This is a genomic window from Azospirillum sp. (genome assembly GCF_035628975.1).
Taxonomy (GTDB): domain Bacteria; phylum Pseudomonadota; class Alphaproteobacteria; order Azospirillales; family Azospirillaceae; genus Azospirillum.
The window spans coordinates 1-13,200 of sequence record NZ_DASPIS010000116.1; the positions used below are offsets into that span (position 1 = coordinate 1).

The 13,200-nt window shown below is 64.9% G+C and carries 10 protein-coding genes and 1 pseudogene; 9 read left to right on the plus strand and 2 right to left on the minus strand.

Annotated features, from left to right (window positions below; genetic code table 11):
* Positions 1–636: 636 nt before the first annotated feature.
* Positions 637–2,913, minus strand: coding sequence for an ATP-dependent RecD-like DNA helicase (locus tag VD964_RS24920; protein ID WP_414637265.1), 2,277 nt, complete (start codon positions 2,911–2,913; stop codon positions 637–639).
* Between the two features lie 279 nt (positions 2,914–3,192).
* Between VD964_RS24920 and VD964_RS24925 the strand changes: the two genes are divergently transcribed.
* Both VD964_RS24925 and VD964_RS24930 read left to right on the plus strand, forming a co-directional pair.
* Positions 3,193–3,435, plus strand: coding sequence for a DUF4167 domain-containing protein (locus tag VD964_RS24925; protein WP_324871179.1), 243 nt, complete (start codon positions 3,193–3,195; stop codon positions 3,433–3,435).
* Positions 3,436–3,448: 13 nt separating this feature from the next.
* Positions 3,449–3,799 carry a hypothetical protein gene (locus VD964_RS24930; protein ID WP_324871180.1) on the plus strand — a complete coding sequence of 117 codons (351 nt, stop codon included), beginning with the start codon at positions 3,449–3,451 and terminating at the stop codon, positions 3,797–3,799.
* 243 nt (positions 3,800–4,042) lie between these two features.
* Here VD964_RS24930 and VD964_RS24935 read toward each other — a convergent pair whose 3' ends face one another.
* Positions 4,043–4,489: a response regulator gene (locus tag VD964_RS24935; protein ID WP_324871181.1), complete on the minus strand. Its 447-nt coding sequence runs from the start codon at positions 4,487–4,489 to the stop codon at positions 4,043–4,045.
* Positions 4,490–5,211: 722 nt separating this feature from the next.
* On the opposite strand from VD964_RS24935, the gene VD964_RS24940 reads away from it, so the two are divergent.
* From VD964_RS24940 to VD964_RS24975, 7 genes and pseudogenes are all read left to right on the plus strand, one after another.
* Positions 5,212–5,994: a Fic family protein gene (locus VD964_RS24940; RefSeq protein ID WP_324871182.1), complete on the plus strand. Its 783-nt coding sequence runs from the start codon at positions 5,212–5,214 to the stop codon at positions 5,992–5,994.
* A gap of 8 nt (positions 5,995–6,002) precedes the next feature.
* Positions 6,003–6,953, plus strand: coding sequence for a tyrosine-type recombinase/integrase (locus VD964_RS24945; protein WP_324871183.1), 951 nt, complete (start codon positions 6,003–6,005; stop codon positions 6,951–6,953).
* A gap of 896 nt (positions 6,954–7,849) precedes the next feature.
* Positions 7,850–8,200 (plus strand): plasmid mobilization protein, encoded by a 351-nt coding sequence (locus VD964_RS24950; protein ID WP_324871184.1) that lies wholly within the window; start codon positions 7,850–7,852, stop codon positions 8,198–8,200.
* A 306-nt stretch (positions 8,201–8,506) separates the two neighbouring features.
* Positions 8,507–8,671: a hypothetical protein gene (locus VD964_RS24960; RefSeq protein WP_324871188.1), complete on the plus strand. Its 165-nt coding sequence runs from the start codon at positions 8,507–8,509 to the stop codon at positions 8,669–8,671.
* Between the two features lie 199 nt (positions 8,672–8,870).
* Positions 8,871–10,088: a hypothetical protein gene (locus tag VD964_RS24965; protein WP_324871185.1), complete on the plus strand. Its 1,218-nt coding sequence runs from the start codon at positions 8,871–8,873 to the stop codon at positions 10,086–10,088.
* A gap of 92 nt (positions 10,089–10,180) precedes the next feature.
* The gene (locus tag VD964_RS24970) at positions 10,181–12,604 is read left to right on the plus strand and encodes a CHAT domain-containing protein (RefSeq protein ID WP_324871186.1); all 2,424 of its coding nucleotides are present in this window, start codon (positions 10,181–10,183) and stop codon (positions 12,602–12,604) included.
* A gap of 75 nt (positions 12,605–12,679) precedes the next feature.
* Positions 12,680–13,067: pseudogene (locus VD964_RS24975) on the plus strand (transposase); the annotation flags it as partial.
* Positions 13,068–13,200: the final 133 nt, after the last annotated feature.

Consider the following 13,200-nt stretch of genomic DNA (forward strand, 5'->3'; position numbering starts at 1 on the left):
ACGTTGCAATTCAAATCTTTCCTGGCTGCCGGCCCGTTGATTCCATTGAACTTGGCAGACGTCCGAACGGCTTCGGGTCATGCGATCAAGAGTGTTTGACGCTGAAAATCTTCAGTGAAAATTTTCAGGAGAAAGCGACACTGGCAGTCTCCTCCGTAGAGTCCCCGCCGCCTGATAAACGCCAGATATGGTCTGGCTGTTGCCCAATCGCACCTGAGGCTCTGATGCACCAGTCCCCGGCTTGGTCCATTCGTCACGTGGTCACCCGCATTCACGGGTGCGATCTCGCTGTAACCTGGCGCCCTGAATGCTGGGTATGGACCGTAACCGTTGCCGGCGAGCAAGTCGCCAGCGGGAGGTCACGCAGCCAGGATGGCGCCCAGAATGCTGCTGTGCAGGCAGCACGGCGCCACGCGGACGATGGTGGCAAGGTGCAACTCCCATTGTTCTGAGATCAACGGCAACCTTATCGGTCATGCAGCGGTTGCGCACGGCAACCCTGAGGCCGCATAGGCTTGGGTCGGGCTGATCTCTTGCGTTCTCACGACGGGGGCATGCGTGCGCCTGATCATTGAGACAAGCCCATCCGGATCGAAAGTGCTGCAGCTGGGGAAGAGGACGACGTCCCCGCAGCGGTCAGGCTGCTTTTGCCAGAAGCCATTCCTTCAGCTTCGACCAACGGCGCCCCTCCTGCCGTGCTCGCACGGCCATCCCAATCGCCTTCCGCTGGCCCATGACGACGACCAGCCGCTTCCCCCGGGTGACGCCAGTATAGACGAGATTGCGCCTGAGCATCGTCCAGTGCTGCATCGCCAGCGGGATGACGACGGCCGGGTATTCCGAGCCTTGGCTCTTGTGGATCGTGGTCGCGTAGGCCAGCGATACCCTATCCAGTTCGCCGAAGTCGTAGGGGACCTCCCGGCCGTCGAAATCGATCAGCAGTTCGCTGGTCTCCGGGTCCATCGCGGTGATGACGCCCAGGTCGCCGTTGTAGACCTCCTTCTCGTAGTCGTTCTCGGTCTGCATCACCTTGTCGCCGACGCAGTAGGTCCAGCCGAAGCGCTCCACCCGGACATCGCCCGGCGGGTTCAGGACCGCCTGGAGTTCCACGTTCAGCGACCGGGCACCGAGGCCCCCGCGATTCATCGGACAGAGCACCTGGACGTCGCGCACGGGGTCGAGGCCAAAGCGCTTCGGGATCCGGTTCCTGACGACCTCAATGAGCTTGCGAACACCGTCCTCCGGTTCTGCCGCCTCGACGAAGTAGAAGTCCGAGCCTTCGACCGGCGCCAGGTCCGGCATCTGTCCCTGGTTGATGCGATGGGCGTTGACGATGATGCGGCTGGTGGCTGCCTGTCGGAACACCTCGGTCAGGCGCACCACGGGCACGGCGCCGGATGCGATCACATCGGCCAGCACCTGCCCCGGTCCCACCGACGGCAACTGGTCAACATCGCCGACCAGGATCAGGGCCGACCTGTCGGGAATCGCCTTCAGCAGCGCGTTCATCAGCGGCACGTCGACCATGGATGTCTCGTCGACGACGAGCAGATCGCAGTCCAGCCGGTTCTCCTCACCCTGCTTGAAGCCTCCGGCAGCCGGGTCGAAGGCGAGCAGCCGGTGGATGGTCCTGGCTTCCATCCCAGTGCTCTCGGAGAGCCGCTTGGCCGCCCGGCCGGTCGGAGCGCACAGCAGGATGCGGATGTGCTTGGCGGCCAGGATCTTCAGGATGGAGTTGACCAGGGTCGTCTTGCCCACGCCCGGGCCGCCGGTGATGACCATGACCTTGGATGCCAGGGCAAGCCGGACCGCCTCCCGCTGGCTCGGCGCCAGCGTCAGTCCCGTCCTTCCCTCCACCCACTTCAGCGCCTTCTCCATGTCGATGGCGGGCCAGGGCAGCGTCCCACCCGCAAGCCCCCGTAGCCGGGCGGCGATGGCCTGCTCGGCCCGGTACAGCCCGGCCAGGAAGACGCAGTTCCTGCCCTCCAGCTGGTCGGCTATGACAGCGCCGTCACGAAGCTCGTCCGTCAGCGCCTCGACCACCAAATCGGCGCCAACCTCCAGGAGTTCGCTGGCCAGCTTCTCGAGGTCCTCCACCGGCAGGCCGCAGTGCCCCTCGTCCATCGCCTCGGCCAACGCGTAGCCGATGCCCGCCCGGACGCGGACCATGGCCGTCTTCTCGATACCCAGCTTGGCCGCGATGGCATCAGCGGTCTTGAAGCCGATGCCGCGGATGTCCCTGGCCAACCGGTATGGATTCTCGGTGATGAGTTGGATCGCCTCCTGCCCGTAGGTCTTGTAGATGCGTACGGCCCGGGATGTCCCGACCCCGTTGGCGTGCAGGAACAGCATGATCTCCCTGATCGCCCGCTGGTCGGCCCATCCTTTGACGATGCGGTCGGCCCGCCTGGGCCCGATGCCCGTGACCTCGCGCAGGCGATTGGGTTCGGCCTCGATGACGTCGAACACGGCCTCGCCGAACGCCTTCACCAACTTCCTGGCGTAGACCGGACCGATGCCCTTGATCATGCCGGAGCCCAGGTACTTCTCGATGCCCTCCAGCGTAGTGGGCTGGGTCGCCTTCAGGAAGGTGGCCTTGAATTGGAGACCGTGGGTGCGATCGTTGACCCAGCTGCCGCTCGCCTGAATCCATTCCCCGGCCGAGATCATCGCCGCATGTCCGACGACGACAACCAAGTCCCGATGTCCGCGGACCTTCACCCGGAGCACACAGAAGCCAGTCTCGGCGCTGTGAAAGGTCACGCGCTCCACCAGACCAGCCAGGGACTCCGTTGATGACGCGATGGCTTGCCTGCTCATGCTGCGAGTGTGCTGGATTCCCGATCGTGAGGCCAGAATTGTCAGCTCCGCCCCGGGTGTCCCGTCATCCAGCCGAAACTGGATGTCGGTCATCAATCAATGGCTTTGAAGGTCCGCTTTGGGTCAGAAGCCGACGCTTGAGGGTGTCGCGAAAAGGGCGGGTTGGCCATCTCACCGGCGCTGACGGTGCTGATCAGTCTACAGGCCACCGGCCGCGCTGGTCGGTCGCGTCCCCGATGTCAGGCAGCGCGCCGGCGGGCGTCGGCGACGCCGCAGCATGGGAGAATTCTCGCGCATCGTGGTAATGCGCAGCGTAGACTCTTCCGGGTCGAAGGATGACCCTCCACTCATTCAAGGAAGTCGGTAGCCCCCATGCCACCCTCCAGGCCCCGCGTACCAGTGCCGCGATCGAATTTCAGTAAGCCTCGCCCACCTACTGCCGCTTCGGCCGGAGTTCGACCAGCACCCGCCCGCGTGAACGGATCAGCGCTTCAGAAACAGTCTCAGTGGCTCGCCCGCGCGGCCGATGCCGAACGCATCGGAGATGGCGTGGAGGCTGAACTGTGTCGGCAGTATGCTGAGCATTGGTTTCGCGTATCGCGGGGAGAGGACTGAGGGAGATGAGCTGGTGAGTGACACCACCTTGACGCCGCGGGAGCGGGCTCTGATCCGCAATGAGTTCATGGTGCGCTTTGGGCAGGCACCGCGGCTGGAGAGCGGCATCCTGGTGAAGCGGTGGGCTACCGGGCCGAACAAGGGTCAGCCGAAGCCGGGAACGGTCATTCAGGGGATGCTGGACCGTGGGCTGCTGGAGTTGCGGGATGATGGCGGCCATTGGCTGCGGGCTCGGTTTACCGAGGCCGGCCTCGCTGCCTTACGGCACATGGCCGAGGACGCACGCGCCCTGCCACCGGGCGAGTACCAGCACGTCTTGGACGAACTCGGACGCGGGCAATGGGTAGAGGTAGAGCACGGCTGATCTCACGTTCACGCCGCGTTCTCAGATCCCGGACAATTTGCGCACTTTCGTGTAGTGCCCCCAACTGGCGCCAGAACCGCAGAACATCAGCCCCGCCCTTGGCCGCGGTCAAGCTCGTCGGGTGCTGCAGTAGTCGTAAACGGATCAAAAGCAGAGTAGTCCATGCAATAAAGTAGTAGATGCGCAGAACAGTAATGCTGTTCACAGGGTGTTAACTTGTGGCGCCCTATGTTGGCTTCGGGTTCACGTTTCCTCCCGAACCAAAACTAAAGGCCGCGCCTTCTTGGCAGCGGCCTTTTTCTTGTCCACAATTTCCTGAGTGGGCCGCTGGGGACAGTGCAGGAAAGCCACAGCATGTCGGACCAACGTTGACATAGAGAAAGGCTTGCGCAGGACAACCAGACGGCCCGGCTCATCGTTGGGAAGGTCTTCGCTGTACCCAGTCATAACAATAACCGGAAGGTTAGGGCGCTTCGCCCTCAGTGTTTCGATTAAGGCCTTCCCGCCAATGATTGGCATCCGCATATCGGTCACCAGAAGATCGGCTGGGTCCAATACATCAGTGTCTATGGCTTTCTGCCCGTTATGCGTCACGGTGACCCGGAAGCCTTCTGCTTCCAACACCTCTGCCAAAGCCATTGCAACGAGATCTTCGTCCTCAGCAACAAGAATGTGCACTCCACCTACCATCGCTCATTCCTGTCGGAGAAGGCCTGATTTGATCCAAATACAGAAGCACCCCAGCTTGGTCCAGCGGGGATCCTTCCTCTCAGCAACAGCCTTGCGTTCAACTCGTCATGGTCCTCCTGCTCTTTTGCGGAGGCGGACCATTCGGTCTGTCTAATACCTATGGCTTCAGGACAGGGGAACATGTCGCAATCGCTGATTGTTCAGGGAGTGAACCAACTGGGTTCATATCTATGGCTCGTTCCTCCCGCTCAATACTGAAGGCCGCCGACAGCTCCCGCTGGGCGGCCTTCATTTTGCTCACGCACCGTACAGCCTCGTCTCAATAGGGCGCGCCTTAATGAGGCGCCTCATGGAGGCGCTACGGGGAACGGTTTTGCTGGCTTTTCGAGGGGTCGGATTGCCCCCGGCAGGACGTCTTAGACCTCAATGAGACGAATGGGGGCGAAGGGAGACGACGCCCGCAGCCGCCAGTGCCATAACGAGATCATCATGTCCGTGCCCGGCTTCGAAGGCGAAGCCGGACCGGAGGTGAAGGCTGGCACGGCCGGATGGGGCGCCGAGGGCGAGTTGGACCTGGGGAAGTTCGCTTCAGCCGCCCGTCCGTGACGACCGCCGGGGAGAGGCGGCGGTGTGGGCCCCCACCTCTCCCCTTTTACCTGTGATAATGTCCTTTATCAGCGCTCTGGTTGCCGCGCCGCGGCCGGCGTGGTAGGGAGCACCGCATGACCGACCTTCTCGCTCAGATCGCCGCCAAGAAAGCCGAGCTCGACCGGCTGCGGCCGCTGTCGCCTCAGGGGCTGAGCAACCTCGAGCATGTCTACGACCTCGAGTTGACCTACACCTCGAACGCGATCGAGGGGAACACCCTGACCGCCGCCGAGACGATGCTCGTCATCGAAAAGGGGATCACCATCGGCGGCAAGCCGCTGAAGGATCATCTGGAAGCGGTCGATCTCTACGACGCCCTGCAGTATGCCCGCGCGTTGGCGCAGCGCGGCAGTGTCCTGACCGAGGCCGATGTGCGCCTGTTGCACAGCCTGGTGGTCAAACGGTCGGCACCGGAGATCGCCGGCCGCTATGCCGATCAAGGCCGCTATGTTCTGACCGACAGCGGCCGTCACGCCTTTCCGTCGCCGGCGGAGGTGCCAGCTTTGATGGGCGATTTCGCTGCCTGGCTGACGACCGCGCCCGACACGCCGGACACGGCCTTCACCGCGCACCGCCGCCTGGTCGAGATTCATCCGTTCAACGACGGCAACGGCCGCACGGCGCGGCTGCTGATGAACTTGATCTTGCTGCGCGGGGGCTATCCGCCGGTCGCCGTGCGTCCCTTGGACCGTCCGGCCTATATTCAGGCTTTGCAGCAGGCGCAGGCTGAGCAGGGACCGGCCGCCTTCAATCGTCTGCTTGGCGAGCGCCTGAACGCGATCCTGGACGAGTATTTGAGCGCCTTGCACCAGGCAATTCCCTCGCCGCCCCCAAACGGTGAGGGGGCGGCGGGGTGAGCCGGAGCGTGCCGGTTCCGATCGTCTCACCGGTGGTTCCAGCCCTGGTTGCCGCTGCCGGTGAGCAGGCAACTCTTCGCTTTCTGGAGTTCTTCGCGGCCACCCTGCGCAACCCGCACACCCGGCGGGCCTACGCCCGGGCGGTCAGCGATTTTCTGGCCTGGTGCGAGGCCGTTGGCGTGGTGTCGCTTGCCACGGTGCAGCCGCTGCACATCGCAACCTGGGTCGAAGGGCTGAGCCGCAGCCACGCGGCGCCGACGGTCAAGCAGCGGCTCGCCGCGGTGCGCCACCTGTTCGACTGGCTGGTGGTGGGCCAGGTGGTGACGGTGAACCCGGCGTCGTCGGTGCGGGGCCCGCGGCATGTCGTGCGGGTGGGGAAAACCCCGGTGCTGGATCCGGCGGAAGCCCGGGTGTTGCTCGACAGCATCGACGTCACCACGCCGGGCGGCCTGCGCGACCGCGCGCTGATCGGGCTGATGGTCTACAGCTTCGCCCGCGTCGGCGCCGCCCTGGCGATGCGGGTGGAGGACGTCTATCCCCAGAACCGCCGGCTGTGGGTGCGGCTGCGGGAGAAGGGCGGCAAGACCCATGCGCTGCCCTGCCACCACACGCTCGAAGACTATCTGGCGGCCTACCTGGACGGCACCGGCTTGCGCGACAACCCCAAGGGGCTGCTGTTCCGCACGATCGGCCGCGGCACCGGCCGGCTGTCTGAGCGCCCGCTGCCGCAGGCGAGCGCCCATGCCATGGTGCGCCGGCGGGCTGCCGCCGCCGGCATCGCCACGCCGCTCGGCTGCCACAGCTTCCGCGCCACCGGCATCACCGCCTACTTGGCCAACGGCGGCACGCTGGAGACCGCTGCCGCGATGGCCAACCACGCCTCCACCCGGACCACCCAGCTCTACGACCGCCGCGGCGATCGGGTCAGCCTGGACGAGGTCGAGCGCATCCGCATTTGAGGCGTGGACCTCCGGGATGGACGAGGTCATCGACGTTTCGCCCCCCTTTTCCCCTGGAGTATTTTGTGAATTCAAACAGGCGGCTTGGGGACCGCCGGCACCTCCTTCGCGGCCTGTTTGGCCTTCGTCTCCATCCGTGATCCCTCAAATCAGGTCCGCGGAATTCTTCGCGCGAAGATTGTACTGGGCCTCCTTGATTTCGGGCCTGCCAGCGATCGGTTCGGAGACCTGCGGCGCGTGTGCTGGCAGGGCAGGCGGCGCGAGCGGCGGCGTCATAGGGGGCGTGTGCAGGCTCTCCTTCGGCTCCCCGGTCAGGACCAACGAAGACGCGTAAGGCTAGAGTTATGGATGTATCATATCCAACTCTGGCGCGTGTCTGCTGGAGACGGTCTTCACCGGCCAGCCCTGCTGCAGCTCAGTGCGGATTGCGTCGATCCGGGCCAGGAAGAGGGCGCGCCGGTCGCCCGTCCGCCCTCTTGTGGGCTGCTGCTCAGCCATCAGTGCCTTCGCTCTTGTGTCCAGAACGGGGACGCCACCAATCTGTGAAATTTTCCGCAATTATATGAAATTATCTGAAATCATATGAAATTCCGGGCAGCGTTGGGCTGCTGCTTATGAAACCATGTGAAATTATATGAAATCGTATGAAATTATATGAAATTGACTGCGAAACTCTGCGATTTTGACTCGGTTGGGAGAGGCCGTTTCAGATGATTGCAGATAATTTCATACGATTTCATGTTTGAGGATCGCAAGATGTGTGTTGTAGGCCTACACGGCAGAGCCGTGCAGCCCTCCACCACCCGCGCTTACTCGCCCTTTGGGCTCGACGCTGATCTTGCTCTGCGAGGCATACGGCGGCTGCCGCCGCTTTGAACGCCAGGAGGAAAATCCCGATGACAGCACCGACCACGGGCGAGACCCGAGACCGACAACGGCCCTTGAAGGTGTGGGTGAATGCGGCCGAGCGGGCGCGCATCGAAGCGCAGGCAGAGGCGGCCGGCTTGTCGGTGTCGGCCTATCTTCGGAGTGTCGGGCTGGGGTATCAACCACGCAGCGTGGTGGACCTTGATGCGGTCGAGCGGCTGGCGAAAGTGAACGCCGACCTTGGGCGGCTGGGCGGCCTCTTAAAGTTGTGGCTGACCGACACGCCAGGGCGGGGTGTGCCCGTCGCGGACGTGCGCGAGCTGCTGAGTCAGATCAAGGACACCCAGGACGATCTTCGCCATGCGGTGACCCGGTTATGATCGCCAAGCGGGTCAGGCGGACGGCGGCGACCTCCGATTTCGCAAGATTGGGTCGTTATATTATGGCGGCCAAGACCGAGACGGCGGCCCAGTTATGGACGCGGACGGCGGACTACATTCTGGACGCCAAAGGCGGCGGGGAAAAGCTGGCGGATGATGGTTGTGATGCAGGTAGGCCAGCAGCGAGCGGATCCCTGGGTCGAAAGGCGTTCCCGGAAGCATGGTGGCGGGCGGCTTGGCCCGATAGCGCCGCTCGCATTGCTTACAGCGGCCGCCGAACAACTGTAAGCATAGCGAGCGCACAATGTGCGCGCGCTCGTGGAAGCCTTCTTCAACCGCTACAAACACGTGATCGGAGATGGCCTACGCTTCCACACCGACGACCGGCAACAGACCGAGATCGCGGTTGCCGTCCTCGTCCTGAACCGCATGCTCCACCTCGGACGCCCGGACTCTGTCCGCGTTGTCTGATCAGGGACACCAACCTGCCGACATCAGCTTTTGCTGCCTCTATGCAATAGCGTCGCGCGGATTTCAATTGTCATCAGGCTTATTGCTTAAGTACAGGTTTTCTATCATCGAATGGGCTGGGGGAGTGGTGAAGATGGGGGTTCTTTTGTCGAAGTGTGTCAAGGTTTTCGTCAGTTCAGGAATTGTGATTGCCGCGGGGATGCTCGGCGGCAGCGTGCCGGCGGGGGCGGCGGAGCTGTTCGGGTTGAGCGGCACGGTCACCAGCACCAACGGCATCTCCCAGAGCGGCTCTGCGTCGTTCAACGCCATCGAGGATCTGGCCGATAGGCTCGACAATTCTGGGTTGCGCTCCGTGTTCAGCAACTACACCAGCGTTGCGGCCGCCAACGTGACGCTGAACGTCCGCGGCCTTCCGGCGACGGCGTCCTACGCGCTCAACTCCACCGCACTGCGCTTCCAGGTGCCGTCGGCCGGCATCGACATCACCTTCCGGGGAGCCACCCGCGACCAGAGCCAGGACCAACTGCTGGACTTCCTCAAGGGCAAAGGGTCCGGCCTCCTGACCGAGATGCTGAAGTCGCTCGTCGCCAACTCGCCGGTCGATCCTGTCGCCGGCAACCCGGCCAGCCTTCAGAGCCGCATGAGCGAGCAGACCTTCGGCAACGCCACCGGCTTCGGCACGCTGGGCGATCCCACCGGGACGCCGGACGGCAAGGGCGGCTTCGTGGCCGTGCCCAACCTCGTCACCGTGGGCGGGGACGTCGGCGTCGCGCGGTCCGGCGGCTACACCAGCCAGATCGCCACGATCCCGATCAAGTACTCGTACTATTTCAGCGATCCGCGCTACGCCATCACCGTAGACCTGCCGATCACCTATGTCCGCACCGAAGGTGCCAATTCCGGCCAAGCCTCGCTCGGCCTCGGCTTCCGCTTCCCGGTTGCGGAGAACTGGTACTTGGTTCCCTCCGCCCGCGTCGGCGCGGCCGGTTCGCTGGACCTCGGCGCCGGGGCGCTTCTGTATTCGGGCGACCTGACCAGCGTCTACAACATCTACACCGGCGACCTGAAGGTCACGATCGGCAACGGCGTCGGCTATTACCGGTCGCAGAAGCTCCATATCGGCGACGTCAGCATCGACTACGATCTGCAGAACACCGCGCTGAAGAACGGCGTCAGCGTCGAAGGGCCGCTGGGCTTCACGATGTTCGACCGGCCGACCTCCTGGCAGGCCTATGTCACCGACACCCACATGTTCGGTGACAAGCTGTATGTGCAGCATTACGACGAGGTCGGCCTGCTGTTCGGCACCCGCCCGACCATGGACGGCCAGTCCTGGGACTCCTTCCGCCTGGGCATCAGCTACACCCACGGCAAGAACTACAACGCCCTGAAGGCCAATTTCGGCTACCGCTTCTGACGCGGAGCCGGCATCCCCGCGGGCCGTCGCCGCGCCGGCCCGCGGGGGCCTTCCGACCTGGTCCCATCCGGAACGGCCGCAGGAGCGCCGCCATGACGCCCGTCACCCTTTTCACCTCCAGGCCCGCCGGGCGGACGACGCCGCTTTTCCGCCGGCTCACGCTGCTGGGTTCTCTGCTCGGCCTTCTGGGGGCGACGCTGTCGGGTTGCGGCGGCGGCGTCATGGCGGTGAATTACGTCGCCAGCCAGTCCGAGCTGAAGGCGTCCGCCAACCTGTCGGACACCGATCTGGCGGACCTGCGCGACGGCCGCCTGACGGCGTTGCGCGAGCGCTATGACCAGGTGCCGGCCGACCGGCTCAGCGACGGACAGCTGTCGCTGCTCTGCGACGTGCGGCTGAAGCTGCAGGATTTCGGCAGGGCACAGCTCTGCAACGAGACGCTTGCCGTGCGCGCGGCGCGGAACGGCGATGCCGCCCTGATCGGCAAGGTGCGCGGCAGGCGCGCCCTGTTCGCTCTGGCCCAGCAGCGCTACGGCGACGCCGTCGCCGAACTGGAGGGCAACCAGAGCGAAGGAGGCCGTTATGTGCGCGCGCTCGCCCAGGCTCGGCTCGGCAAGACCGCGGAGGCCCGCGACGCCGCGGCGCTGCTGGCCAAGCAGTTCAAGCCCCGACCCGTCTTCTACGCGGCCTCGCTCTACGCCGCGGCCGGCGACTGCGGGCAGTCCCTGCGGCTGCTGGAGGATCCGGAACGGCGGCTGCTCGCCGACTATGGCCTGACCGCCCTTTCCGAAGGCGCAAGCGCCAACAAGGCCCCGTTCCGCCTCGATGTCTTCGACGATTTCAGCTATGGCTGGTTCGGCGACTTCTCCTTCGCGCCGGCCGCCAATGTCTATGTGGAGATGCTGGCGGCGCAATGCATGGCCGAAACCGGCCGGACCGCCATGGCGGTCGACCGGCTGAACCGGCTGCTGGCCTTCCCCGATCTGCGGGCCTACCGCGACGTCCACTGGGCGGCGATGTACCGGCTGGGCCGTCTGCGCCAGCAGGCCGGCGACCGGGACGGCGCCCTGTCGCTGTTCCGCTCCGCCGCCGAGGTGGTGGAACAGTCGCGCGCGACCATCCTCAGCGAAAACGGCCGCATCGCCTTCGCTCTCGACAAGCAGCAGCTCTATGGCGATCTCGTCGACGGGCTGCTCCGCGACGGACGGCAGGAACAGGCGTTGGAGGTGGTGGAGCGCGCCAAGAGCCGCGTCCTGGTCGACATGCTGTCCAGCCGGCACGACTTCGCACCGAACGACCTGCCGGTCGGGGAGGCGCGCCAGCTGCTCGCCCAACTCGACGAGGCGCAGGCCTCCTTCTCGACGATCGCCTTGCGTGGCGACGGCGGGGCTGCGGGCGGCGGTACGGATGCCGCCCTGTCTGCGATCCGCGCCGCCAACGGCCGCATCCGCAGCCGGTCGCCCAGCCTGGCCCCCCTGGTCAGCGCCGTTCCCTTCCGCTTCGCCGAGCTGACGGCGGTCCTCCAGCCGGGAGAGGCCGGCATCGTCTATTACAATGTCGGCGAGCACTGGTACGCTTTCATCCTGTCTGCCGGAACAGCGCGCACGGTCGATCTGGGGACGCCGCCGGTCCGCACGCTGGTGCTGCAATTCCTCAAGCAGCTGTCGGATCCGGCGAGTACCGGCTATTCAGCCGCCGCGCGCGCCCTGGGCGACGCGGTGCTGGCGCCGGTGCTGACTGCCGCGTCAGGGCAGAAGCTGCTGATCGTCCCGCATGGTCCGCTCCATTACGTCCCGTTCGCCGCCATCGACGGCGCAGGCGGTCCGCTGGTCGCCCAACGCGCGATCCGGATGGCGCCCAGCCTCAGTGCGCTGATCGCCACACGGTCGCGGCCGGCCATGATGGTAGGCACGGCCGACCGCCGCGGCGCAATCTTCGGCAATCCCGCTCGGCGCGAGGCCGGCCTCGACCTACCAGGAGCCGAGGCGGAGGCGCTGGCGATCGCGCACATCTATCCAAAGTCGGACCTGTTCCTGCGCAGCCAGGCTACGCTTGGCCAATTCCGCAGCGCGGCACAGGGCAAGGCCTTCGTCCACATCGCCGCACACGGCCTGTTCCAACCGGCCGATCCGCTGTCCTCGCGCCTGCTGTTCAGCCCGTCCGGCGACAACTCTGGCGACCTGACGGTCGGCGACCTCTACGGCATGCGGCTGGACTCGTCGCTGGCGGTGCTCAGCGCCTGCCAGACCGGTCTCAGTGACGTGTCGCCGGGCGACGACCTGATCGGGCTGGTGCGCGGCTTCATGTTCTCCGGGGTGGGCGGGGTCGTCGCCACCTATTGGAACGTTGCCGACGAATCGACTGCGCTTCTGATGCAGACCTTCTACAGCCGCTTGAACTCCGGCGCCTCGGCGCAGGAGGCCTTGCAAGCCGGCCAGACGGCGGTCCGGCAGCGTTTTCCCCATCCCTTCTACTGGGCGCCTTTCGCCCTGATGGGGGCCGATGCTCGCCTCTGATGATTGATGACCTATCTAGGAGGCTGTCCGAGTAAAGGTGTGGACGGCGGGCAGCGATCGTGATTCGCTTGGGGCATGAGCAAGAGCTTTCGCCTCTGGGACGTTGATCAAGGCTGGCTGCTTCCGCCGTCGCTGCACGAGTTCGTGCCGGCTGGTCATCTGGCGCATTTCGTTCGCGACACGGTGCGGGAGGCTCTGGACCTCTCGGCGACCCTGGCGGTGTACACGGAGCCGCGCGGCTATCCGCCATATCACCCGGCGATGATGGTGGCGCTGCTGCTGTACGGCTACAGCCGCGGCGTCTACTCGTCGCGCCAGTTGGCGCGGGCGTGCGAGGAGCGCGTCGACTTCATGGCGGTGACAGGGCTGCAAAGGCCCGACTTCCTCACCATCGCTGATTTCCGCAAGCGCCATTTGGGGCGCGTTGGCCGGGCTGTTCGAGCAGGTGTTGCGACCGGTACGTGTCAACGCGAATGAGACAGCCAGGATTTGAGTTCAAGCTCGGGTCACTTGCGTGATCGGAGGCGCTAGCAAACTGGTCGCCGTGTCCGTCTGCTCGCAGGATGCCGGCGGGCTCAGGTCGCGCAAGGCCCTTC

Excerpts from the sequence above, each read along its gene's own strand:
- VD964_RS24920 (WP_414637265.1), bottom strand. The coding sequence starts at position 2,913 with ATGACCGACATCCAGTTTCGGCTGGATGACGGGACACCCGGGGCGGAG.
- VD964_RS24925 (WP_324871179.1), top strand. The coding sequence starts at position 3,193 with ATGCCACCCTCCAGGCCCCGCGTACCAGTGCCGCGATCGAATTTCAGT.
- VD964_RS24935 (WP_324871181.1), bottom strand. The coding sequence starts at position 4,489 with ATGGTAGGTGGAGTGCACATTCTTGTTGCTGAGGACGAAGATCTCGTT.
- VD964_RS24940 (WP_324871182.1), top strand. The coding sequence starts at position 5,212 with ATGACCGACCTTCTCGCTCAGATCGCCGCCAAGAAAGCCGAGCTCGAC.
- VD964_RS24950 (WP_324871184.1), top strand. The coding sequence starts at position 7,850 with ATGACAGCACCGACCACGGGCGAGACCCGAGACCGACAACGGCCCTTG.
- VD964_RS24965 (WP_324871185.1), top strand. The coding sequence starts at position 8,871 with ATGCTCGGCGGCAGCGTGCCGGCGGGGGCGGCGGAGCTGTTCGGGTTG.
- VD964_RS24970 (WP_324871186.1), top strand. The coding sequence starts at position 10,181 with ATGACGCCCGTCACCCTTTTCACCTCCAGGCCCGCCGGGCGGACGACG.